The sequence below is a fragment of the Pantoea eucrina genome (assembly GCF_002095385.1).
Taxonomy (GTDB): domain Bacteria; phylum Pseudomonadota; class Gammaproteobacteria; order Enterobacterales; family Enterobacteriaceae; genus Pantoea; species Pantoea eucrina.
On the sequence record NZ_MIPP01000009.1, the window covers coordinates 30,770 to 54,023 of the forward strand.

Sequence of the window (23,254 nt, forward strand, 5' to 3'; positions counted from 1 at the left end):
CCATGAGACAACGGCTGCTGGTTGCGGGTAACGGGATGGCGGGCATGCACATGGTAGAAACTCTGTTGCAGCTGGCGCCGATGCGTTACGACATCACTGTGATTGGCCGTGAGCCGCACGGCAACTATAACCGTGTGCTGTTGTCGCCGCTGCTGGCCGGAGAAACCACCGTTGAGCAAACGCTGATCCACGACCCTGACTGGTATCACCGTCACGGCATAACATTGCGGGTGGGAGAGACGGTGGAACAGGTGAATATTGCTGAGCGGACCTTACGCACCGACCAGCGCCTGCTGCACTGGGACCGCCTGGTACTGGCGACCGGATCGCAGCCCTGCAGGCCGTCTGTTCCAGGCAGCCACCTGCCGCATGTCAGCACGTTTCGCACGCTGCAGGATGTGAACACTTTGCTGGCCGGGCACGGTCCGGTAGTGGTGGTCGGTGGGGGCTATCTGGGTATTGAAGCCGCCGCCGGACTTCAGGCGCAGGGACGTCAGGTCACGCTGATTCATCGTCAGTCACGTTTGCTGGACAGACAGCTGGATATCAGGGCAGGGGAATTACTGCTGGCTCAGCTCCGGGCGCGCGACATTCGCTGTGAACTGAATGCCAGCCTTGCGGCGGTCCGGACGGATAGCGTGATCCTCCATGATGGCCGTGCGCTGGCTGCGCAGCAGGTGGTGATGGCCATTGGTGTCCAGCCGGCGATCGCCCTGGCGCAGGCCGCCGGTATTCCCTGTCAGCGCGGCATTCTGGTGGATCGCCAGTTGCGCACTGCGCACGCCGGAATTTATGCCGTAGGCGAATGTTGTGAAATCAGCGGCGAGACCTTCGGTCTGGTCGCGCCCTGTCTGGCCCAGGCAAAGATTCTGGCGGCGCAACTGGCCGATCGGCCTCAGGGAGATTTCTACAGTGCGGCCACGGGCACCCGTCTCAAAGTCAGCGGCATTTCCCTGTTTAGCGCTGGTGACGTTCGCGAAGCCCCGTCTGTCACCAGTTTTGACCCGATCGCCGGGCACTATCGCCGCCTGTTCCTCAAAGACGGCCGACTGAACGGCGTGCTGCTGTATGGCGACTGCCAGCAAAGTGGCGCGCTGCTGAACCAACTCCATAATGCCGGACCGGTTTCTGTGAATACGCTGTTCGGCCTTGATGAACCTGAAACGCAGCCGCTGGCTGCAGGAAACCCTGTGATGAGCCAAACGAAACCTGTATTAGCCGTGGTGGGTCACGGCATGGTCAGCCACCATTTTCTGGAGCAGCTGGTCGCCCGTAACCTGCATCAGCATTATCACATTGTGGTCTACGGCGAAGAGCGCTATCAGGCTTACGATCGGGTTCACCTTTCTGAGTATTTCACCGGTAAAACGGCAACAGAGTTGTCGCTGGTGAGCGAGGATTTTTTTACCCGGAACGCAATTGAACTGCGCAGCGGTTGCCGGGTAGAGGCGATCGATCGCCAGCAGCGCAGCCTGCGTGACAGCGCGGGACGTGAGCTGGCCTGGGATAAGCTGGTGTTGGCCACCGGCTCCCGCGCCTTTGTACCACCGGTACCCGGCCATGACGCCGGGCGCTGCTTTGTCTACCGCACGCTGGACGATCTGGATGCCATCGCAGCTTGTGCCCGCCAGAGTCAGCGCGGCGTGGTGATCGGCGGCGGGCTGCTGGGGCTGGAAGCCGCCAATGCGCTGAAGCAGCTGGGGCTGGAGACGCACGTGGTTGAGTTTGCGCCGCGCCTGATGGCCGTGCAACTGGATGACGGCGGGGCGCTGATGCTGCGGCAAAAGATCGACTCGCTGGGCGTGACGGTGCATACCTCGAAGCAGACCGAACAGATTGCCACCCAGCCTGACGGCAGTCTGGTGCTGCACTTTGCCGATGGCGGCGAGCTGGCCACAGATCTGGTGCTGTTCTCTGCCGGTATCCGCCCGCGTGATGAGCTGGCCCGGAGCGTCGACATCAGCGTGGGGCCGCGCGGCGGCATTACCATCAATGATCAATGCCAGACGAGTGACAGCGACATTTATGCTATCGGCGAATGCGCGTTGTGGAACGGGCAGATTTTTGGCCTGGTAGCGCCTGGCTACCAGATGGCGCGTGTGCTGGCCGGGCATCTGGCGGCCGAACCGGCGCAGTTCACCGGTGCCGACATGAGCACTAAACTGAAGCTGCTGGGCGTAGAAGTCGCCTCCTTTGGCGATGCGCACGGCAAAACGCCGGGCAGCCTGAGCTACCACTGGGCCAACGGGCCAAAAGGCATTTACAAGAAGATCGTGGTTAGCGCCGACAATGCACGACTGCTGGGCGGCGTGCTGGTGGGAGACAGCAGCGACTATGCCACGCTCCTGCAAATGATGTTAAACGCCATGCCGCTGCCGACGGCAGCGGAAGCGCTGATTTTGCCTGCGTTGAATGGCGCGCCGGCCAAAGGGTTGGGCGTCGCTGCGCTGCCGGACAGTGCCCAGGTGTGTTCCTGCCATAACGTCAGTAAAGGCGATATCTGCCATGCAGTGCAGAGTGGCTGTGGCGATATGGCCAGTATAAAAAGCTGCACCAAAGCCGCAACAGGCTGTGGCGGCTGCGCCGCGCTGGTAAAACAGGTGATGGAGCTTCAGCTGGAAAACCTGGGCGTCGCTGTTAAAAAAGACATCTGTGAGCACTTCGCCTATTCTCGTCAGGAGCTGTATCACCTGATCCGTATTAATGGCATCAAAACCTTTGACGATCTGCTGGCCAGCCACGGACGGGGTTGTGGTTGCGAGGTATGCAAACCGCTGGTGGGGTCGCTACTGGCCTCGTGCTGGAACGATTACCTGCTGAAACCGGCACATTTACCGTTACAGGACACGAATGACCGTTACTTTGCCAATATCCAGAAAGATGGCACCTATTCGGTCGTACCGCGCGTGCCGGGGGGCGAGATCACGCCACAGGGCCTGATTGCTATCGGCGAAGTGGCCGTGCGTTACGATCTCTATACCAAAATTACCGGCGGCCAGCGTATCGATCTGTTTGGTGCGCGGCTGGACCAGCTGCCTGCTATCTGGGAAACCCTGCTGGAAGCCGGTTTTGAAACCGGTCATGCCTACGGAAAATCTCTGCGTACGGTGAAATCCTGCGTCGGCTCGACCTGGTGCCGTTATGGCGTGCAGGATTCTACCGCCTTCGCCATCGCGCTGGAGAACCGGTATAAGGGCCTGCGCGCACCGCATAAGATCAAGATGGCGGTGTCCGGCTGCACCCGCGAATGTGCGGAAGCACAAAGTAAAGATATCGGGGTCATCGCCACGGAAAACGGCTGGAACCTGTACGTCTGCGGCAATGGCGGCATGAAGCCGCGCCATGCGGAACTGTTTGCCAGCGATCTGGACGATGACACGCTAATCCAGTACGTCGACCGGCTTCTGATGTTCTACGTGCGCACGGCGGATCGCCTGCAGCGTACCAGCGTCTGGATGGATAACATGGAGGGCGGGCTGGACTACCTGCGTGAGGTGGTGATTCATGACAGCCTGGGGATCGCCGCCACGCTGGAACAGGAAATGCAACAGGTGGTGGACACCTGGCAATGCGAATGGCAGACCACGCTGGCCGATCCCTCGCGACGTGCGCTGTTTACCGCCACAGTGAACAGCGACCAGCCGGATGAAACGCTGCACTATGCACGCGTGCGCGGACAGCGCCAGCCACACAAGGCCAGTGGTATTCCCCTGATGCATCTGCCCGCCGAACCCTGGAGCGAAATCTGCCCACTGGAGGCCATTCCGCCAGAGGCCGGCATCGGAGCCCGTCTTGGCAGCGTCCGTATTGCCTTATTCCGCATGGGTGATGACTGTTATGCGCTGGAGGATCGTGAGCCGGGCAGCGAAGCCAGCGTACTGTCACGCGGTATCCTTGGTGATGTTGCGGGGGAGCCGGTGGTGATCTCGCCGCTTTACAAACAGCGTGTACGCCTGCGTGACGGACAGAGCCTTGATAATCCCCAGCATCAGCTGCGTTGCTGGCCGGTTAAACTGGAGGACGGCCAGGTCTGGGTCGCAAACCGTCCGCTTAACCTGATGGCGCAGGCATCATGAAAACTACCTGCGCTTATTGCGGGGTGGGCTGCGGCGTCGAGGTCACGCAGCCGCAGAGCGCGTCGCCTCAGGTCAGTGGCGATACCCGTCATCCGGCGAATGCCGGGCGGCTATGCGTAAAGGGCGCGGCACTGGGCGAAACCCTGACACAGGCCGGACGGTTGCTGCATCCTCAGCTTCATCACCAGCGGGTCAGCATGGAGACGGCACTGGATGCCGCGGCTGATGGTTTGCGCAGGATTATCGATGCGCATGGCCCGGAGGCAGTGGCTTTCTACGGTTCCGGCCAGTTGCTCACGGAAGATTACTATGTGGCTAACAAGCTGATGAAAGGCTTTCTCGGCGTCGCCAACATCGATACCAATTCACGCCTGTGTATGGCCTCCGCGGTGACAGGCTATAAACGGGCATTTGGGGCGGATGCCGTACCGTGCTGTTACGAGGATCTGGATGAGGCCGAGGTAGTCATTCTTGTCGGCTCGAACGCCGCCTGGGCCCATCCGGTGCTGTTTCAGCGCCTGAAACAGGCAAAAGCGCAGCGCCCTGAGATGCAGGTTGTGGTTATCGATCCGCGCCGCACGGCCAGTTGTGAATTCGCCGATCTGCATTTACCGCTCCGGCCGGGCAGCGATCCGGCCCTGTTCTCGGGCCTGCTGCACTGGCTGGAACAGCATGACGGCATTGACGCCACGATGCTGCCGCATCTGGACGGTGTAGACACAACCTTACGGGCCGCGTGGCAGTGGGATGGTGCGGCGGTGGCAGCCCATTGTGATATCAGCCAGGAGGTGATCGCTGCGTTCTACCAGTTGTTCGCCCGGCATGAGCGCGTACTGACCTTATGGTGCATGGGCATTAACCAGTCACAAAGCGGCAGTGACAACAACAATGCTATTCTCAATGCGCACCTGCTGAGCGGCAAGATTGGCCGACCCGGCTGCGGCCCGTTTTCGCTGACCGGACAGCCGAATGCGATGGGCGGGCGGGAAGTAGGGGGGCTGGCCAACCAACTGGCGGCGCATATGAGTTTCACCGCAGAAGATTGCGACCGTTTACAGCGTTTCTGGCGCAGTCCGCGTATGGCGCGTGAGCCCGGCCTGACGGCGGTTGATCTGTTTGACGCCATTGACCGTGGAGCAATCAAAGCTGTGTGGATTATGGGCACCAATCCGGCGGTTTCGATGCCAGAAGGCAATCGCATTGCCCGGGCGCTGGCTGCCTGTCCGCTGGTAATTGTGTCAGACGTGCTGGCGCAAACGGATACCACCGCCTTTGCGCATATTTTGCTACCCGCGCAGGCTGGGGGGAAAAGAACGGCACCGTGACCAATTCTGAACGCCGGATTTCCCGTCAGCGCGCGTTTATGCCTCCGGCCGGAGAAGCTAAACCGGACTGGTGGTTACTCGCGCAGGTCGCCCAGCGTCTGGGCTTTCATGAAGGCTTTACCTGGCCGCATCCGGCAGCCATCTTCCGCGAACATGCGGCGTTGTCGGGGTTTGAGAATAACGGCCAGCGCGCCTTTGATATCAGCGGTCTGGCCGGTATGAGCGACGCACAGTGGGATGCGATGAAGCCGGTACAGTGGCCAATCAACGCTCGTTATCCCGAGGGCTGCGCCCGGCTGTTTAGCGACCGGCACTTTTACCATCCTGATGGTAAAGCCCACCTGTTGCCACCGGCCACGCCGCAGCCAGTGGTGTGCGAAACGGCTTACCCGTTATTAATGAACAGCGGACGGATCCGCGATCAGTGGCACACCATGACGCGTACCGGCCTGGTTCCCCGGCTCATGCAGCACTGTGATGAGCCATTTGCAGCCCTGCATCCGCAGGACGCACAACGCTATGGCCTATGCGCGGGCGCACTGGCACGGGTGCAGTCCGATGCGGGCTGGATGACGGTGCGTGTGACGCTGGACAGCGGTCTGCGGCGCGGTGAGATCTTTGTCCCTATGCACTGGAACCGACAGTTCAGCCTGCAGGGCACGGTTGGCGGACTGGTGGCTTCAACCCGCTGTCCAGTCTCGGCACAGCCTGCATTTAAACAAACCGCTGTGCGTATCCACCCGCTCAACGCCAGCTGGCAGGGCTGGCTCTGGCAGCGCGACGCAAGCCCGCCTGATGCGCTGCGCTACTGGGCGCGAACACCCTATGAGGGCGTGCAACGCTTTAGCGTGGCTGGAGACGGTTCGCCAGAACAGTGGCTCATGGCAACGATCCCGCTGGCCGGGCTGCAACTGCAAACCGCTCATGCGGCGGAACCGCTTTACCGCCTGCTGGCCTGGCGTAACGGTGAGCTGCACCTGGTCTTTTATGCAGGCGCGTCTTTACCCGAGATCAATCATGACTGGGTTGCGCAGGCTTTTCGCCTGGCACCTGTGAATGCGGCGGACCGGCATGCTCTGCTGGCGGGACAATCGGCACAACGTGCCGTGGCTGGCCGGACGATCTGTAGCTGCTTTGGCGTCGGGGAAAACACCATCTTACAGGCGATTAAACAGGGCTGTCACAGCACCCAGGCACTGGGTAACGCACTCAGCTGTGGTACCAACTGCGGCTCATGCCTGCCGGAGCTAAAACACCTTTTGCTTTCTGTTGCTGTACCGGAGGAAGAATGATGGACGCGATCAACCCCTTAGATAAACTGCTGGCGCCGGACAACGCGTCCAGCCCTGGCAAAGTCTGGCTGGTAGGGGCCGGACCGGGGGATGTGGATCTACTGACAGTCAAGGCGCTGCGCCTGCTGCAACGTGCGGATGTCGTGGTCTATGATCGCCTGGTCAGCGAAGCGGTGATGGCGGAAGTCGCCAGCAGTGCACTCTGTATCGACGTGGGTAAACAGCCGGGTCATCACGGCCTGAAGCAGGCTCAGATTAATCAACTGCTGGTGGACCTGGCTGCCAGCGGGCGCAATGTCGTGCGTTTAAAAGGCGGCGATCCCTTTATCTTTGGCCGTGGCGGTGAAGAGATGGTCAGCCTGCAGCAGGCGAATATTGTCTGCGAAGTGGTGCCCGGTATTACCGCCGCAGTGGGCTGTGCGGCTGCCAGCGGCATTCCGCTGACGCACCGTGACTGTGCCCAGTCATTGCGCTTTATCACTGGACACGGGCGCAGCGGCGAACCACAGCTGGATGCGGCGGCGCTGACCGCGACCAATCAGACGCTGGTTTTTTACATGGGGTTGAGCTGGAGCAGCGTGATTAGCGCCCGGTTGCAGGAATATGGCCGCAGAGAGGCAACGCCGGTGGCGATTATTGAGAACGGTACGCGTCAGAACCAGCGGGTGCTGATCACCACGCTGGCCGGGTTGCCCGAAACTGTTGATCAGCAAAAACCGGTGTCGCCGTCGTTACTGATTGTGGGCGACGTGGTGCGCTATTACCGTACCGATCTAATCGCAGCTCATGAGGGGGAGTTGGCGTTAAGTGATATTGCAGCGCACTGATGCTTATCGTACCGAAGGAAGGAGGACACGATTTTTTCGGGTAGGGGATGAGACGGTCAAAACCAATATTACACCCAGCGCTTATTATGTGGAATACACATTCAACCCTAGAAATAGCCATTTAGCTTATCAGGTCGGGTTACAATATACGTGCAACAGGAATATCTGACCAGCGTGTAGTCCAGGAAGGGCTGAGCATTTCCCGCTTCATTCTCCATTCAGTATTAGTTCCCTGTCCTGCAAACCACACGTGACCCAGCCCGGACTGGTTGATGCCGTCGAGTACCTTCATCAGCTGTGCGCTGTTAGCCCGCGGCTGTACGTCGTCAAAGAGGTTAAGCTGACTCACGCCGTCTAGCGTGAAGTCATCAAGCATAATACCGGCTTTCATGTACCGGCGGCCTTCCAGCCAGATGCGGTCCAAACTGCGCATGGCCACTTCAATGATGTCGCGCGTATCCTGCGTGGGCAGCGTCAGCTTTTCACCGGCCGTGTTGCCGTAAAACACCTCGTTAACAGCATGTGGCGAGGTTCTGATAAAGACACTGATGCGCCTGCAAAACTGTCGTTCGCATAGGAGCTTCTCAGCCGCACGCGTGGCGTACTGACACAGCTCCTGCTGCATGGCCACTTTTGAGGTGATGCGTTCGCCAAAGGATCTTGAACAGCAAATCTGCTGCTTGGCTGGCGGTAGCTCCTCGATCGGAATGCATGACTCGCCGTTCAGTTCGCGTACGGCTCTCTCCAGCACCACGTTGAAGGCTTTGCGAATGAGGGCAGGGTGCGCACGCGCCAGCTGCAGGGCACTGCTGATGCCCATGACGTTCAGTCTTTTACCGATGCGCTGGCCAACGCCCCAGACTTCCTCCACGGGCTGATTGGCCAGCAGTGTTTCGGTGCGTTTCGGATTGCCCGGCGTAAGTGCGAGCACGGCGCGGAACTGCTTCCACTCTTTACTGGCCCACTGCGCTGATTTCGCCAGGGTTTTTGTCGGCCCCATGCCCACGCCGACGGTCAGTCCGGTTGTGGCCAGCACATGCGCGAGCAGGCGCCGGCCGAAGTGCTCAAAGTCTTCGCATCCGTTTATTCCCGTCAGAACGAGAAACATTTCATCAATACTGTACTGCTCGACACGAGGCGTCAGCTCTTCCAGAGCAGTCATCACACGCTGGCTGAGACTATGGTTTATGTGGAATACAGTTTCAACTGCTTAATTAATAATCGTCTCAGAGCACACGTGCTTTAGGAATGTCTGACCAGCGCGTGGTCCAGGCAGGGCTAAGCATTTCACGCTTCATTTTCCACTCAGTGTTAATTCCCTGTCCGGCAAACCACACATTTCCCAGTCCTGACTGATTAATGCCGTCCAGTACTTTCATCAGCTGTGCGCTTTTAGCCCGTGGCCGATTATCGTCAAACAGATTTAGCTGGCTTACGCCGTTCGGCGTAAAGTTATCAAGCATGATGCCTGCTTTCATGTATCTGCGACCCTCAAGCCAGATACAATCGAGCGACCGCATCGCAGACTCAATGATGTCCCGCGTATCCTGTGTTGGTAGTGTCAGCTTCTCTCCGGCGCTGTTTCCGTAAAACACCTCACCGCTGGCGTGTGGCGACGTCCGGATAAACACGCCGATGTTGCGGCAGTACTGACGTTCCCCTCGCAGCTTTTCCGCTGCGCGTGCAGCGTACTGACACAGCGCCTGCTGCATGGCTGTTTTTGTTGTAATGCGCTCCCCGAAGCTGCGACTGCAGACTATCTGCTGTTTTGCCGGCGGCAGTTCTTCCAGCGGAATACATGACTCACCGTTCAGCTCGCGTACGGTGCGTTCCAGTACCACGGAAAAGTTATCGCGAATGAACTTTGGACGCGCGCGTGACAGCTGCAGGGCGGTTTCGATGCCCATCAGGCTGAGTCGCTTACCGATACGCCGTCCCACACCCCATATTTCCTCAACGGGCTGGTTAGCTAGCAGAGTTTCGGTACGTTTCAGATTACCCGGCGTCAGCGCCAGCACGCCGCGAAACTGCTTCCACTCCTTACTCGCCCACTGGGCCGATTTTGCCAGCGTTTTAGTGGGCCCCATGCCGACACCGACGGTAAGACCCGTTGTGGTAAATACATGCGCGCGCAGGCGACGACCAAAAGCTTCGAAGTCCTCACAGCCGTTAATACCGGTAATATCCAGGAACATTTCATCAATGCTGTACTGCTCGACGCGTGGCGTTATCTCCTCAAGCGCGGTCATTACTCTCTGGCTCAGGCTGTGATTTATGTGGAATGGAAAATCTACAGGATTAGTTTGGATTGGAATGTCCGCTACGAGCGAGAAGCGGAAGTTGCAACACTACGGCAGGTCTGCACGGCAAATAAAGCTGATGACTTACTCATCTAAGTTTGTGAAAGATTCTGTACTTTTACGAATTACGCTCCGCAGCCACTGATGAGCAGGATCACGGTCTTTCCTCGCGTGCCATGCCTGTACATAAGAAAAACCCGGCAGTTTGATTGGCGGCGCGAAGCGGCGCAGGGATTCGTGATAGCGTTCCGGGGTCACTGAACGGCTGGCAACCGTCAGCACAAGGTCGGTGCCGGGAAGCAGGCGGACGGCGGCGCTCCAGTGCGGCAGCGCTACGCAGATGTGCCTTTTTAGCCCTTTCGCAGCCAGCGCTTTCTCTATCTCATCCACCGAATCGGGCTTCAGCCCCAGCATCACGTGCGGTTTATCAAGCCACTCTTCCAGCGTCAGGTTCCGGCCTGCAGGAAGGTACTCCCGATCGGCGAGGCAGATAAACTGCTCGGGAAATAAATCCTCTTTCTGGATGTCACCCCGGGCGTCAGGGAAAATCCCGAGAGCCAGATCGAGTTCGCCGTCCTCAAGCTGCGCCAGCATCATTTCACGACTTCCCTGGCTGATTGCCAGGTCAAAGCCCGGTGCCGCCTTACGCGTATGGCTGACCAGCAAAGGCAGCACTATACGCGCCGCATAATCTGACATTGCGATTCGGAACGCGCGGCGGGCAGTTGACGGATCAAACTCCGGCGCACCTATCAGAGTATTAAGTTCAGTAAGCGCACTATCCAGCGCCGGCAGCAGCCCCTGCGCACGGATAGTCAGCGCCATTTTCCCGTCCCGGCGAACCAAAAGTGGATCGTCAAAGTGCGCGCGCAACTGAGCCAGAGCATGGCTGACGGCCGGCTGACTCCGGTACAGCCGGACGGCGGCCCGGGTGACGTGTTTTTCGGTCAGCAGAGCGTGAAGCGTCAGCAGTAGGTTCAAATCAATCTTTCTCAGTTCATCCATCTCGTGCATATCCTGCATGCATATAAACGATTTCAATAAATATAACTGATAGGCAAGAATAGTCACATCAAGTCATCACGCTCCTGAAGAGGTTTCACATGTTGAGCAAAGCAATGATTCTGGCATTCGTTCCCGTCTTGATGGCATTTCTTGCCGGTGCCGTGCTGCCTTTTCAGGCTACGAGCAACGGCGCGGTCGGCAAGGCGCTCGGTCATCCGCTCTGGGGAGCGCTCGTATCCCTGACCGTCAGCGCGCTGGTTCTACTGCCGCTGATCTGGTTCCTGAAAGTTCCTGCACCGCGGATCGGCATTGCGCTTCAGGCACCGTGGTGGGTGTGGATTGGCGGCGTGCTGGGCGCGGTTTATGTCGGCAGTGCCGCCGCTTTTTCACCAAAACTTGGCGCGGGCGGATTTATCGTCCTCGTCGTTGCCGGACAAATGATCGCCGCCGTTGTGGTGGACCATTTCGGCCTGATGGGCCTGACGCCCCGCCCCGTGAATCTGGCCCGCTTAGCTGGCGTGGCCCTGATCCTGGCCGGAGCCTTATTCATTCAGTACGGCGGTCATACCGGCTCTGCCAGCGCAGCAACAGCTGCCGGTGAGCAGACAAAGTCCTGACCGTACCGGAGTAAGCAGTAATGCAGCCAGGCTGCAAAAATTAACAACACAACGTAAGTGAGGAGTATCTGTATGAGCATCGTTAAACTTCAGTTCAGTGATGGCCGTCCTGACGTAGCAGGCCTGGAAGACGTAAACCAGGTACTGAACACCGTAGGCGTACGTGCCAGCACCATCGATATTCCAGCGGAAGCGCGCCCGCTGCTGAAAGCCTATCAGAACCGCGCTATTACAGAAGGCGAAGAGCATCAGCTGATTTCCATGTTCAACCTGACTCGTCCCGAGCTGATGGAGCAAATCCGCCTGGCAGGTCGTACGCCGGTCATTGAGAATGGCGGTGAGTTCACCACCGAAGGCGGCCAGTCGTCTTATCCGAAGGTCTACGACATGAAAGCCATGTCAGAGGACGTACAGAAATTTGTGCTGAACAAGTATGGTCGCCTTCACGTTAACACCTCTGACAAAGGCCAGGGCATTGATGAAGTCATGACCGTTATTGCCGGCGGCCCGTTCACCTGGATGTACCTGCTGCCGGACGGCGTGCTGGCGCGTCTGACTGTGGGCTTCGTGGGTGAAAATGACAAGGCACTGCGCCTGAGCTATCCGGGTATCCGTATGCACGCAGGTTATATGGACGCGAAGGAAGGTCTGGTCGTGGCCTTCGCGCACGGTCCTGACAACTTTGAGATCCGCTACGAAGCCGATATCGAACATGCTGAGCTGCTGGGCGACAACCCGTGGGTTGATTTTACCGGTGATATGCCGAAGCTTTACAGCAAACTGGCCTAAGACAGTTCAGGAAAAGATGGAGTGGCACATTAATGTGCCGTGAATAGACTGAACGCAGATTCAGAAGGGATAACGGTGATCCGCGGTCCGGTATCTCCTGTGCAATTGATTTGCCGGTCGCGAATGCGATCGGCATTTTTTTATCCGCAATGCCTCCTGACTGACTGCCCACCCGAAAATTTTTGATATCGGCGAAAGTATTTACCTTGATATAAAACTATTATGAAGACATGACTCTGCTTTGCAGTCGCCGTCTCCTCACATACTGAGCGTTGCCGGGCGAACGTATACGTTACTGGCCGGTGGCTGAACAGTACAGCGGAGCCATTTTCTGAATTCATGCCGGAGAAAATTATGGCCGTACTCGAGAACGGGGTCTGGAATCCCCAAAAAGATGTATCAGAACTGACGCACACTGATATTTTAAGTGAAGACATTCTTCCTGAGGCTGGCAGATACCACCTTTACGTATCGCGGGCATGTCCCTTCGCCCACCGGCCGTGGCTTGTGATCGCCGTGCTGGGGCTTGACCACGCCATCGGCGTATCATCAGTTGCCGCAAGGCGATACGATAAAGGATGGGAATTTGACGTCGTAAACCAGGACAGCATTAACGGCAGCGCGACGCTTGCTGACATTTATGTTCAGAGCAAACCCGACTACTCTGGCAGCGTTACCGTTCCTGTCATGTTTGATCGTCAGAGCGGGCACGTTGCCAGCACCGATTCCGCCTCGCTGGCGTTAACACTGGCTACGGAATGGAAGTCGCTTGGTCAGCGGCCGCTGACGCTGGTTCCGGCGGAACTGCGTCAGGAAGCAGAGTCGCTGAATGAGTGGCTGCACGTGAATGTGAACCGCAGAGTTTATCAGGTGGGATTTGCAAAGCAGCAGAGCGAGTACGACAGCGCCTGTGAAGCGTTATTCAGTGCGTTCGATGAGCTGGAAAACCGGATGCGCACAGGTCTTTATCTGATGGGTGACACGCTGACGCTGCCGGATCTGTTTCTGCTGCCAACCCTGGTAAGGTTTGAGGCCGTTTACGCGCTGCATTTCAAGGCCAATACCCGTTCACTGACGCAGATGCCGCACCTGTACGATTATATGCTGAGGATGCTGGACGTTCCCGGCGTTCGTGACACTATCGATATGGAGCATATCAAGCTGCATTACTATTTCTCACACCGCCATATTAATCCCACCGGTATCGTACCGGCAGGACCCTGTCTATCCTGGCTGACCCCTCAGTAATCTGCGACCCTTTCCCGTATGTCGGCGGGGAGGGGCTTACCGACGCTGACTGCGGCGAGCATGCGGTTCATCGCGCCAGTCATGAAGTCCATGGTTTTTTTATCGCTGAAGACGTTGTCAGTTATCTTACGATCAACCAGCGGCACCACGATTTGCGGTCCCGGCGGGATAAACGCGCCAATGGAAAGCAGCGTTTCGTTCAGCTGCTGAAAGGCTCGCACGCCGCCGGTAAAAGCCGGCGAGCAGGTCATTACCAGTACCGGCTTCGCCCTGAGCACGGAGCTGCCGTAGGGGCTGGATAGCCAGTCGAGCGCGTTTTTCAGCAGGCCGGGCATGCCGTGGTTAAACTCCGGAGACGCAATGACCACGGCGTCGCACTGGCTGATGTTCTCTCGCAGCTCAAGAACCCCCGGAGGCCCCCATGCGTCGTCCATATCGGCGTTATACAGCGGAATATTTGCGACAGAGCTGATTTCAATTGAAACCGCAGGCTCCATGTGTGCCTTGAGCGCAGACAATATTGCAAGACTGTATGAGTTCTGGCGAATGCTGCCGGGAAGGGCAATAACGTGGGGGATGTCCATTACGGTGTGGTTCTCTTTATATAAAAACTTTGTTTAGCCGCGTTTGTCAGGATCATGACGGCGGAAAACAGCGACAGGTGGGCAGCAGGTGTTATCATCGCTGACAGTGCAAGTGTAATTACCTTTATATAAAGGTAATGGTTTATTATTCCTCTGAACTTAAGCAAGAGCAAGGTAGCAGCGCCTTATGAGCACACAGCGACAAAAAGATCCCGTGGACAATATTCTGGAACAGTGGCAGCGCGAGCGCCCCGACATAGACTCAACGCCAATGGGTCCGCTGGGACGACTGGTGCGCTGCACAGCGCTGGCTGAGCCCCTGCTGAGGGCCGGATACCGGCAGCACAATCTGGAGGTGTGGGAATTTGATGTGCTGTCTGCGCTGCGTCGCGCGGGCAAGCCTTTCATTCTCACGCCAACTCAACTATTGCCGGCGCTCATGATCACGTCGGGTACGGTGACGCACCGGCTGAAACTGCTGGAAAAAAGAGGGCTGATCTCGCGGAAGGCGAATCCTGATGATGCCAGAAGTAAGTTTGTCTGCCTGACCGCCCCCGGGAAAAAGCTGATAGACGAAGCCGTTGAATCACATGTGGAAAATGAAAAGAAAATACTCGCGGGATTATCTCCGGAGCAGCTTGAGCTGATGAATGACGTATTATCAGCGTTTATGCGGAGCCTGGAAGCGCGAAGCGAAGGCTGAATACCTACTGCAATCGCAGCTGCATGCCGGCAGCTGCCTTCCCCGTCGCCAGTCTGCCATCGACCGGTTCTCTTATATGGTTTCGCAGGGATAATTCTTTCAGAATAATCTCTTCATTCTCGCCAGGCATGCTGTCAGTTAATTATATGTGCTTTACAAAATCAACTTACCTTGACGTAAAGGTAAGTGTGTTTTAGTATCTTATTCGCTGCTTAAAAAGCACTTAATGAATTGAGTTATCGTTTTTTCTGGCGAGATATTTTTTCGCTTGAATTAATATTTTCGGCTGTTTACAGACTGAGTTTAATATACAGGTGCGTAATGATGAGTAAAACAATATTTAAAAGCAGAGCCCGCCGGGCAGCTGTTCTGACATGTTCTGTGCTTATAATTTCTGCCATGCCATCTCTGTCTTTTGCTGCCGGTGGCTATCAGAATCATAAAGCAGAACCACAAAAGGGCGACGTTTATGCCGGGCACATGATGCCGAAAGGAAACATGCAAAGCAGGGTTTCAGAAGTTGCCTCGTTTAGAGATAACGCCTGGATTACGCTTGAAGGCAGCATCATCAGCCAGCAGGATGAACACCATTTTACCTTCCGTGATAACACGGGGAAAATCCCTCTGGAAATCAGCGATGAGGCATGGCGCGGGCTGGAGGTGGATGCACTTTCGCTGGTCAGAGTCAGTGGTTATGTAAAGCACAGCGGCGGCCTGTCGTCACTTGCCATCCGCCATATTGAGCTTCCCTGAGCCTTTTTGAAAAAGGAAAAGCGCAAAGTTGGGACGGTTTACGTATGATTTTTCTTGACGCTGAATGTCTTAACTGTCCTTGCAATGTGCTTTAGCTCTTCCCGGTTATAATAATTTAAGTTTATGCCTGAAGTCATGCCTCCAGATAAATCCGGAGTTAATATTCAGAAAGAATGACTTTCACTTGTGTGTACATGAATAAGCATGGTGAATATGTGTTTTTTATTTGCAAGATAATACTGCCTTATTTTTTAAACTGAAACCTCCTCTGTTTATACCCTGCAGATTTATCTGTCAGCAAACTCCGGCAGGAGTTTGCAGCTGAATATATTACAGCGAAACAGAGTTAGCGTGTGTCGCTGTAAATAATGTGGCTTCTGCAGAGCTTTCAGTTTTCACTGAGCCAGGAAACGTGTGCACCGATGATGCGCCAGCCTTCCGGCAGCCTTGCCCAGGTCTGGGTTTGCCTGCCCGCTTCCGGCCTGCCGGGAGAAGTAAACTCAACGTTTGCTACGCCAAAATCATCGCCGGCCGAAATGATATGGACGGCCGTCACGTGACGTGGTTTGGGTCCAGGGGGCCGTGCGGCACGGAAATCGGCTATTTGATCGTAGCCATAAAGATTCTCGGTCTGACCGTAACGGATGACGTCAGTCGAGTGCATAAACAGGGCATTGACGGTTTCCAGATCGTTCTGAACCAGTGCAGCGTTATAAATATCTACCACAGCCCTGATTTCTTCCACGATGGATGGTTTGTTGATTTTCATGACTCCTCCTTCGGGAGCATTGATGGCACAGGTAATTCGCTTTGCCAGACAGTAAATAACCCGTTCAGTTAAGAGAGAACAACATGATTAAGCTATGCAGCGCCTGTGGAACGTCCTATGAAACAGCAGGACACAGCCCGGAGCAATGTAATATCTGTGATGACGAACGCCAGTACGTACCGCTGGTCGGCCAGAAGTGGACGGACTTTTATACCTTAATGGCCACGCATGCCAACAAGTGGCAGCAGCATGACGCCGGATTATTCAGCATCAAAACCGTTCCTGCCTTTGCCATTAATCAGCGCGCTTTCCTGCTGAGAACCGACGAGGGCAACATTCTGTGGGACTGCATTGCTAACCTGGATGATGCCACTCGTGCGCTGGTTGACGCGCTCGGCGGTATCAAAGCTATCGCCATTTCTCACCCTCATTACTACACAACCATGCAGGACTGGGCGGAGGCCTTTAACGCGCCGCTGTACCTGCACGCCAGCGACAGCGAATGGATTATGCGTGAAAGTCCGCACATCAAACTGTGGAAGGGCGATTCACTTCGCCTGTTCTCTGACGTTACCCTGATGCGTCTGGGAGGCCACTTTGCAGGCGGTAGCGTGCTGCACTGGGCACAGGGAGAGGGCACGCTGCTCGCCGGCGATATCGTTCAGGTCACGCCGGGCGCGGATGCCGTCTCGTTCATGTGGAGCTATCCAAACATGCTTCCACTTTCTGCTCATACTGTGGGCGAAATAGCCTGCCGCCTGAGTAAAGTCAAATTCTCCCGGCTCTTTGGCGCGTTTGAGGGCCAGAACATCCAGGTGGATGCTGATACTATCGTGCAGTACTGCAGCGAAAAGTACATATCCTGTCTGAAGCGGGCCTGAATTTGAGTGCCGCGTGTATCAGGCTTGCACGGCCCGGCAGCGCGATAAACCTGCTGACACGCGACGTGTTTACAAGCGCTGTTTTCCCGTAACGTGTTGATGCAGGTTCTCTAAGCAAGTTACCTTTATATAAAGCAAAATCAGGTTAGCATTAAATTAGCTTCACATAAAGCTAAAGGCCTTTCTTCCTCACTGTGATGTGTACATTTGATTACCTGGGAAAGAACAGGGCTGACCTGCTCCCGATGGCGTTCCAAATTGCAAGCTAAAAGGTCCGCTTCTGGCACAGAGCGGACCGTTTTATCCTTCAGGTTTAAGTGGCAATTTTTGAAGAGCCTGCTCAATTTTCTCTGCGTCCTGTTCAACGATGGCCCTCTCATCGGGTGTGAGCGGAACTTCTTCAAGGTAACGTCTGACAGAAGCTTTGCTTTCCAGCACCAGTCCGCGCGCACTCTGTTTGAGCAGGTTAAAATCACAGCCGATGCAGGCCATCCGGTGCTGACAACTACTCCAGAAGGGATTCGTACAATACGAATCGCCTAAATCATAATACGTCGCGGGTCCGCTCAGGCTGGCTGCTTCCGGATCGTGGTCAATCAGTACGCTTATCATGTGAGCGACCCTGTCTGCCCTGACGAACGAGGCGGCCAGCTGGGTCGGACGGATACGCAGATAATGCATGGTAGACTGAGGCGTTGCATGTCCCGTCCACTGCATCAGTTCATACAGAGACATGCCTTGAGGTACGCTGGCCAGTGCGGTCACCGCTGAAGCCCGTCCCCGGTGGCTGGTTATCATTCCGCCGCTGTCTTCTAAAGGCACGCCCGCCTTCGCACAGAGCATCGGTATCACCGTGCGGTTAAGGATAGCGCTGCCGGCAGGCTTACCGCGGTACTGAAACAGAAGACGTACTTTCTCACCGGTTCGCTCGTCGGTAAGCATAGCCTGTTCAGAAGGACGTTCATCCAGCCAGATGTCGACATACTTTTTCACCACGGCCGCTACCGGTTTCACAAAGGCTTTAGAGGTTTTACCTGCCGGGATATTCAGCCAGCACAAGGTGCCAGCAGGGATGATACTGCCATCCTCTTTTACAATATCGTCCGCCTGTGCCGCGATGCACCCGGTGGTCAGCCGGAGGAGCTCGCTCTTTCTCAGCCCGGCATGGGTCCAGATAACGGCCATCGCCTGCAGCATGGCAAGCGGATAGTGTATTTCAGTGAGCAGGTCTCCCTGACGCAGATTCAGACTGGCCCATATCAGTTTCAGCCAGACGGGGTCATCGATAACCCGGGGATTGACTCCACGGCGGAAAAGGGGGGTGTCGGGTGTTGAAAGATGACGGGCAGGGCTGAAACGCAGACGTCCCCAGCCCCAGTTTTCGTAATCGATCATAAAACGGCGCAGTGAATAGATAAAATTCGCCCTGGAATGCGGCATCATGGGCTCGCCGGAGCGCACCGATTTGCGGGTGCCCCTTTCTGTGCCCAGCTGAAGGTCATCCACATTCATCCGGCCTACTGCCGCGATGAAACTGGCGCAAATTTCAATGCTCCAGTCTGCGGGCTCCCGTACCTCCGGATGCGCCCCTGCCAGCCAGAGGCCGCATCGCAGAACAAAACTGTACAGGCTTTCGCGGGAGCGGGGCCTGAGCACCGACGTTTCCCGCCATCGCCGGCACCAGTGCACCCAGGCCGGGTCGATTCCCTGCACCGGTTTTTCGTACCACTTGGTGTAGTTTCGCATCCTCATCGGGGCGCTGATGATGCCCAGCGCAGCGAGTCCGTGTGAAACCCGCCCGACATATCGGGAGGTGCCTGCGTCCATGCCGGACTGGACCTGCCACAACAGATCGGGCGTAAATGCCTCAAGCCGCGGATCCCTGTTTACAATCATCAGCGTGGCCAGTATGCCTGAGATGTGATTTTTCTGGCTGGCCGGGGCATAACCCAGCGACGTCAGCGTATTGGTCAGCCGTTGCAGTTCCTGGTAATAAAAAGTCTGGCCAAAAATAGCTGAGGCATAAAGCGCGGGTTTGCGGATATCAGGCAGGCTAAGTGGATCATGCAAATCCGCCAGATGCCAGGCAAACGCGGCCATTAACGGACGGCCCTCCCTGACTTCCCGGCACAGCGTCTGCCAGCGTTCCCGCGGCCAGCACCAGCAGGGCATGCCGGCTTCATGCATTTCGCGCAGCAACCTGGATATTACAAGCCCGGTGATTTTGCTGCTGCAGCCACTTCCGCTGGCAATATCTATCAGTGGCCTGATAAGGTCAGGCGCAGGTTTCATCCTTAACATACCGGACCGGCTGTGGGAGCTGGCTAGGGCTGCCTGCTCGGCGGATGTCAGCGAGGTTTTAAGCCGGTATTCAGTTATGTTGAAAGGGTGCCAGTTGATTCCGGACGGTGTGACTGGGCTCATATCAATTCTCCGGGCTGAAAATGAGGTTTGCCATCCTTATATCTGCCGTTTCAATCGCGCCAGCCATCCGGGCAGCCAGGTCCCTGCCAGAAAGATGAATGTAAATCTGTGTTGTGGTCAGGTCGCGGTGTCCTGCATAGGTGGCAAGTTCGTGCAGTTTCCAGCCCGCGCGGGCAAGGTGTGTGAGTCGCAGGTGCCGGAAAGTATGGGTTGAGATGTCCGGCATACCGGACTCAAGCGCCCATTTCCGGACCGTTTTGCTCCAGGTCCAGAATGAAAGCGGCACGCCCGGATTCCGGTCGGACGCGGAACGAAACAGGGCACCCCGGCAGATTCCGGTTCGCTTCATCTGCACAAGATGAGCCGCCAGCACGGGTGCAACTGCCGGACTGTAGCAGACTATTCGTTCACGCCGGCTCTTTGTGGTTTCTGCCCGGATGCGGATAAGACGGTGCGCAAAATCGAAGTCTTCAATACTCAGCGAGGTGACTTCAGACCGCCGCAGCGCGCCGTAGTAGGTTAGTGCCAGCATCAGGCGGTCACGGAGCGGGGAGGCGGCGGCATGAATGAGAAAAGACTGCCATTGCGCATCGGCAGGAATACTCGGCAGCTGTACGACACGAGGAACCAGTCCCCGGCCTGAACTGAGCATGCCAGGCGTGCCGGATCGGGGTAACGGATTGACCGTGCAGAGGTCCAGATACATGAGAAAGTCATACCAGAGACGGATTGCTGACAGGCGCAGCTGGAGCGTGGCGCTGGCCGCGGGAGTAGGCATACCGGGTAACTGAGGACTGATGTAAGCAGCCAGGTCTTCGAATCGGGCCTTTTCAGGTTCAATCTGGTTCTGGCGGCAGAAAGCAAAATAGTGGCGTAGGGCACCGCGGTAGGCGGCGAGAGTGGCCTGCGTCCGACCCAGATCGGATAACAGTTTCAGCCAGCGCTCTGCCAGTAACAGGACGTGTTCATCTGGTGGGATCAGCATCGCGTTTACCTCTGACGACAGTTTTGCTGCTCAAAGTTTACTTAGCTAATGTTGCATTCCACTTAACTTACTACAGCGCATAGTTTGAGCTGAACACGTGTATCTTTTCCGGATAGTCCTGCGTTTTTATCTGGAACCACGGTGCACCCATTTTTATACCCAGAGCTTTTGCGCCAGCAGAGCGCGCAATAACGCAGCCATCGTTGTTACTGAGCACGACTACCGGCCTGCCACGCAGGTCCGGGCGGAAAAGCGTCTCACAGCTGGCATAGAAAGAGTTGACGTCAGCCAGTCCGAACATGGGCATAATTATCTCCGACGGGCCCGGGTACTGTTAAAGAACCAGGTGACAACGCCGAGCAGCTGCAGCTCTTCCGGATAGATGGCGGCGTAAGCAGGGTTCATGGGCAGCAGTGCCACCCTCGGGAGCAGCTGCAGGCGCTTAACTGTGAACTCACCGCCAACCTCGGCAATGACGATGTCGCCGTGCGTGGGTGGCTCCGCGCGATCGACCACCATAACATCACCGTCATAAAGCCCCAGCTCCTGCATGCTGTTGCCACTGGCCCGTACGAAGAATGTGGACGCCCGTCTGCGAATACAAAGCTCATTCAGGTCCAGCTCTTTCTCTACATAATCCTGAGCAGGGGAGGGAAAGCCAGCTGAGCAGGGATCTGCGTACAGCGGCACCTTTACCGTTGGGGTAAAAATCGGCGGCCATAACAGCGTCAGGCCCTGAGCGTAACTGACCGCTTTCATAACGCGGCGTCCCGGACGTGCTGCTGTGTACGGATTAGGGAAAAAAATGTAAAGCGCATAAAAATCCTCCTTTAAATTATACTGGTTATATGAACAGTATTATTGAGCCTGGAATTTCTGGCAAGAGGAAGCGAAACGGTTATGGCTAAAGCTGTTGTCAGAGTGCTGGAATTTTACCGAAATGCTGAGCCATGGCCTTTTTATATGCTCTGCCACTGCAGCCGGATCAACAGGGTATAAAAGGCTTTCTTTTTGAGCGCAGCACTTTTATGGCGGGAAGAGGCTTGACCATTCCGTCCGCTTTAAATTATATTTCCATTATTCTGGAAATGTAGATTTGGTGATGATGTGGACATACAAAATGCTGCGGCTGCTCTCAGGGAACTGGGACACGTGACGCGACTGGGAATTTACCGTGAACTGGTGAAAGTCGGGCCTGAAGGACTGCCTGTGGGTGACATCCAGAAAAGACTGGCTATTCCGGCCTCCACGCTAAGTCATCACCTTTCTGCGCTGATGTCAGCTGGCCTCATAAGCCAGGAACGGCAGAGCCGTACCCTGTTCTGCAGGCCCTGCTATGCGCAGCTTGAGCAGCTGATGGCCTTTCTGACGGAAGAGTGCTGCGCCGCTGGCTGCTGCTGCAGCCTGTCGGCTACGATTACTCATAAAGAGACTCTATTGTGAATAACTTCAATGATGCCCTGAACAATATCGATCCGACGCACCTGGATGCACCGCTGACGGAAGAAAAATTAAAAGTCGAAGAGGTGGCGCATCCGCCCCGCATACTGATGCTCTACGGCTCGCTGCGGGAGCGCTCTTACAGCCGACTCACCACGGAAGAGGCCGCCCGGCTGCTGACGGCCATGGGCGCGGAGGTGAAGATATTCAATCCGTCTGGCCTGCCGCTGCCGGATGATGCACCTGAGACGCATCCGAAGGTCGCAGAGCTGCGCGAGCTGGTACTCTGGTCAGAAGGGATGGTCTGGTGCTCCCCTGAGCGTCACGGTGCCATGACCGGCATCATGAAGACGCAGATTGACTGGATTCCGCTGACGTCCGGGGCGGTCCGGCCCTCGCAGGGGAAAACCCTTGCGGTAATGCAGGTCAGCGGCGGCTCACAGTCGTTCAACGCCGTAAATCAGATGCGTATTCTCGGGCGCTGGATGCGGATGATCACTATCCCGAACCAGTCATCCGTGGCAAAAGCTTGGGCCGAGTTTGATGAGGCCGGCCGCATGAAGCCTTCTCCGTATTATGACCGCATAGTGGACGTCATGGAGGAACTGATGAAGTTCACTCTGCTGACGCGCGGTCGCAGTGGTTATCTCACCGACCGCTACAGCGAAAGGAAAGAGAGTGCCGCGCAGCTCTCTGAGCGTGTAAACCAGCGCAGCATATAAAAAAGCCGGCATCTGCCGGCTTTTTCACATTTGCTATGCCCGCAGCCTGGTGAAACATCAGTGGCTGACGCGGTTTCCGTGCTCATCAATGACGGCTTCGCCGTCCTCTTTGGTAAACGCTCCCTTCTGCGGGTCCGGCAGTATGTCCAGAACCATTTCTGAGGGGCGACACAGCTTCGTTCCGAGCGGCGTAACCACAACCGGTCGATTAATGAGGATCGGATGAGCCAGCATGGCATCGAGCAGTTCGTTATCGCTGAACCGGTCCTCTGCCAGGCCGAGCTGCTCGTAAGGTTCGGTATTTTTACGCAGCAGGGCGCGCACGCTGATCTCCATATCCGCAATAAGCTTTTTCAGCTCATCACGCGCCGGCGGAGTTTCCAGATACAGAATCACCGTGGGCTCGGTGCCGCTGTTGCGGATAAGTGCCAGGGTATTGCGGGACGTCCCGCAGGCCGGATTGTGGTAAATGGTAATGTCAGTCATAAGCGGTACTCCGTAAAGGCGCTGCACA

General features: G+C 56.4%; 17 protein-coding genes and 4 pseudogenes. 11 read left to right on the forward strand and 10 right to left on the reverse strand.

Features of this window, described 5'->3' with window-relative positions; all coding sequences use genetic code 11:
- The first annotated feature begins 2 nt into the window (after window positions 1-2).
- The 3 genes and pseudogenes from nirB to cobA all read left to right on the forward strand — a co-directional run bounded on the left by nirB (window position 3) and on the right by cobA (window position 7,520).
- Window positions 3-4,076, forward strand: a complete 4,074-nt coding sequence (gene nirB / locus HA43_RS06230; RefSeq protein WP_094111219.1) for a nitrite reductase large subunit NirB — start codon at window positions 3-5, stop codon at window positions 4,074-4,076.
- Window positions 4,073-6,693 (forward strand): annotated as a pseudogene (locus HA43_RS06235) (nitrate reductase). The gene nirB and the pseudogene HA43_RS06235 overlap by 4 nt, the downstream one beginning before the upstream one ends.
- Window positions 6,690-7,520, forward strand: a complete 831-nt coding sequence (gene cobA / locus HA43_RS06240; RefSeq protein ID WP_065647956.1) for a uroporphyrinogen-III C-methyltransferase — start codon at window positions 6,690-6,692, stop codon at window positions 7,518-7,520. The pseudogene HA43_RS06235 and the gene cobA overlap by 4 nt, the downstream one beginning before the upstream one ends.
- A gap of 139 nt (window positions 7,521-7,659) precedes the next feature.
- Here the strand turns inward: cobA and umuC (HA43_RS06245) are convergent.
- From umuC (HA43_RS06245) to HA43_RS06255, 3 genes and pseudogenes are all read right to left on the reverse strand, one after another.
- Window positions 7,660-8,715: pseudogene (umuC, locus tag HA43_RS06245) on the reverse strand (translesion error-prone DNA polymerase V subunit UmuC); the annotation flags it as partial.
- 31 nt (window positions 8,716-8,746) lie between these two features.
- A pseudogene (gene umuC, locus HA43_RS06250) lies at window positions 8,747-9,790 on the reverse strand (translesion error-prone DNA polymerase V subunit UmuC); the annotation flags it as partial.
- A gap of 114 nt (window positions 9,791-9,904) precedes the next feature.
- Complete coding sequence (locus tag HA43_RS06255; protein ID WP_244555211.1) at window positions 9,905-10,891, reverse strand: LysR family transcriptional regulator; 987 nt, start codon at window positions 10,889-10,891, stop codon at window positions 9,905-9,907.
- A 32-nt stretch (window positions 10,892-10,923) separates the two neighbouring features.
- Here HA43_RS06255 and HA43_RS06260 point away from each other — a divergent pair, with 32 nt between their 5' ends.
- The 3 genes from HA43_RS06260 to HA43_RS06270 all read left to right on the forward strand — a co-directional run bounded on the left by HA43_RS06260 (window position 10,924) and on the right by HA43_RS06270 (window position 13,479).
- Window positions 10,924-11,442: a DMT family transporter gene (locus HA43_RS06260; RefSeq protein WP_094111223.1), complete on the forward strand. Its 519-nt coding sequence runs from the start codon at window positions 10,924-10,926 to the stop codon at window positions 11,440-11,442.
- A gap of 72 nt (window positions 11,443-11,514) precedes the next feature.
- Entirely contained in the window at window positions 11,515-12,231 is a 717-nt protein-coding gene (locus HA43_RS06265; RefSeq protein ID WP_094111224.1) for a hypothetical protein, read from the forward strand.
- Window positions 12,232-12,585: 354 nt separating this feature from the next.
- Entirely contained in the window at window positions 12,586-13,479 is an 894-nt protein-coding gene (locus tag HA43_RS06270; RefSeq protein WP_094111225.1) for a glutathione S-transferase C-terminal domain-containing protein, read from the forward strand.
- Here HA43_RS06270 and HA43_RS06275 read toward each other — a convergent pair.
- On the reverse strand, window positions 13,473-14,063 hold the full coding sequence (locus tag HA43_RS06275) for an NADPH-dependent FMN reductase (RefSeq protein ID WP_094111226.1): 591 nt from the start codon (window positions 14,061-14,063) through the stop codon (window positions 13,473-13,475). The two genes, HA43_RS06270 and HA43_RS06275, sit on opposite strands and share 7 nt — an antisense overlap.
- 187 nt (window positions 14,064-14,250) lie before the next feature.
- On the opposite strand from HA43_RS06275, the gene HA43_RS06280 reads away from it, so the two are divergent.
- Both HA43_RS06280 and HA43_RS06285 read left to right on the forward strand, forming a co-directional pair.
- Window positions 14,251-14,766 (forward strand): MarR family winged helix-turn-helix transcriptional regulator, encoded by a 516-nt coding sequence (locus HA43_RS06280; RefSeq protein ID WP_094111227.1) that lies wholly within the window; start codon window positions 14,251-14,253, stop codon window positions 14,764-14,766.
- A 321-nt stretch (window positions 14,767-15,087) separates the two neighbouring features.
- A complete protein-coding gene (locus tag HA43_RS06285) occupies window positions 15,088-15,519 on the forward strand; it encodes a YgiW/YdeI family stress tolerance OB fold protein (RefSeq protein WP_094111228.1) in 432 nt (143 codons plus the stop codon).
- 388 nt (window positions 15,520-15,907) lie between these two features.
- Here HA43_RS06285 and hpxZ read toward each other — a convergent pair whose 3' ends face one another.
- Window positions 15,908-16,288: an oxalurate catabolism protein HpxZ gene (gene hpxZ / locus HA43_RS06290; RefSeq protein ID WP_094111229.1), complete on the reverse strand. Its 381-nt coding sequence runs from the start codon at window positions 16,286-16,288 to the stop codon at window positions 15,908-15,910.
- 83 nt (window positions 16,289-16,371) lie between these two features.
- Here hpxZ and HA43_RS06295 point away from each other — a divergent pair, with 83 nt between their 5' ends.
- Window positions 16,372-17,169: an MBL fold metallo-hydrolase gene (locus tag HA43_RS06295; RefSeq protein ID WP_094111230.1), complete on the forward strand. Its 798-nt coding sequence runs from the start codon at window positions 16,372-16,374 to the stop codon at window positions 17,167-17,169.
- A gap of 300 nt (window positions 17,170-17,469) precedes the next feature.
- On the opposite strand, the gene HA43_RS06300 is transcribed toward HA43_RS06295, so the two are convergent.
- From HA43_RS06300 to umuD, 4 genes and pseudogenes are all read right to left on the reverse strand, one after another.
- Window positions 17,470-19,593 (reverse strand): tyrosine-type recombinase/integrase, encoded by a 2,124-nt coding sequence (locus HA43_RS06300; RefSeq protein WP_094111231.1) that lies wholly within the window; start codon window positions 19,591-19,593, stop codon window positions 17,470-17,472.
- A gap of 1 nt (window position 19,594) precedes the next feature.
- Window positions 19,595-20,578 (reverse strand): tyrosine-type recombinase/integrase, encoded by a 984-nt coding sequence (locus HA43_RS06305; RefSeq protein WP_094111232.1) that lies wholly within the window; start codon window positions 20,576-20,578, stop codon window positions 19,595-19,597.
- 73 nt (window positions 20,579-20,651) lie between these two features.
- Window positions 20,652-20,879 (reverse strand): annotated as a pseudogene (locus tag HA43_RS06310) (Y-family DNA polymerase); the annotation flags it as partial.
- A gap of 8 nt (window positions 20,880-20,887) precedes the next feature.
- Entirely contained in the window at window positions 20,888-21,337 is a 450-nt protein-coding gene (umuD, locus tag HA43_RS06315; RefSeq protein WP_075050708.1) for a translesion error-prone DNA polymerase V autoproteolytic subunit, read from the reverse strand.
- A gap of 348 nt (window positions 21,338-21,685) precedes the next feature.
- Here umuD and HA43_RS06320 point away from each other — a divergent pair, with 348 nt between their 5' ends.
- Both HA43_RS06320 and arsH read left to right on the forward strand, forming a co-directional pair.
- A complete protein-coding gene (locus tag HA43_RS06320) occupies window positions 21,686-22,021 on the forward strand; it encodes an ArsR/SmtB family transcription factor (protein WP_075050709.1) in 336 nt (111 codons plus the stop codon).
- Window positions 22,022-22,047: 26 nt separating this feature from the next.
- Entirely contained in the window at window positions 22,048-22,740 is a 693-nt protein-coding gene (arsH, locus tag HA43_RS06325; RefSeq protein WP_162287177.1) for an arsenical resistance protein ArsH, read from the forward strand.
- 57 nt (window positions 22,741-22,797) lie between these two features.
- Here arsH and arsC read toward each other — a convergent pair whose 3' ends face one another.
- Window positions 22,798-23,226: a glutaredoxin-dependent arsenate reductase gene (arsC, locus tag HA43_RS06330; protein ID WP_065647959.1), complete on the reverse strand. Its 429-nt coding sequence runs from the start codon at window positions 23,224-23,226 to the stop codon at window positions 22,798-22,800.
- Between the last annotated feature and the right edge of the window lie 28 nt (window positions 23,227-23,254).

Coding starts and splice junctions, on each gene's coding strand:
- HA43_RS06295 (WP_094111230.1), top strand. CDS start 16,372: ATGATTAAGCTATGCAGCGCCTGTGGAACGTCCTATGAAACAGCAGGA.
- arsC (WP_065647959.1), bottom strand. CDS start 23,226: ATGACTGACATTACCATTTACCACAATCCGGCCTGCGGGACGTCCCGC.
- nirB (WP_094111219.1), top strand. CDS start 3: ATGAGACAACGGCTGCTGGTTGCGGGTAACGGGATGGCGGGCATGCAC.
- HA43_RS06300 (WP_094111231.1), bottom strand. CDS start 19,593: ATGAGCCCAGTCACACCGTCCGGAATCAACTGGCACCCTTTCAACATA.
- umuD (WP_075050708.1), bottom strand. CDS start 21,337: ATGAAAGCGGTCAGTTACGCTCAGGGCCTGACGCTGTTATGGCCGCCG.
- HA43_RS06275 (WP_094111226.1), bottom strand. CDS start 14,063: ATGGACATCCCCCACGTTATTGCCCTTCCCGGCAGCATTCGCCAGAAC.
- cobA (WP_065647956.1), top strand. CDS start 6,690: ATGATGGACGCGATCAACCCCTTAGATAAACTGCTGGCGCCGGACAAC.
- HA43_RS06280 (WP_094111227.1), top strand. CDS start 14,251: ATGAGCACACAGCGACAAAAAGATCCCGTGGACAATATTCTGGAACAG.
- HA43_RS06260 (WP_094111223.1), top strand. CDS start 10,924: ATGTTGAGCAAAGCAATGATTCTGGCATTCGTTCCCGTCTTGATGGCA.
- HA43_RS06305 (WP_094111232.1), bottom strand. CDS start 20,578: ATGCTGATCCCACCAGATGAACACGTCCTGTTACTGGCAGAGCGCTGG.
- HA43_RS06270 (WP_094111225.1), top strand. CDS start 12,586: ATGGCCGTACTCGAGAACGGGGTCTGGAATCCCCAAAAAGATGTATCA.
- HA43_RS06265 (WP_094111224.1), top strand. CDS start 11,515: ATGAGCATCGTTAAACTTCAGTTCAGTGATGGCCGTCCTGACGTAGCA.
- hpxZ (WP_094111229.1), bottom strand. CDS start 16,288: ATGAAAATCAACAAACCATCCATCGTGGAAGAAATCAGGGCTGTGGTA.
- HA43_RS06285 (WP_094111228.1), top strand. CDS start 15,088: ATGATGAGTAAAACAATATTTAAAAGCAGAGCCCGCCGGGCAGCTGTT.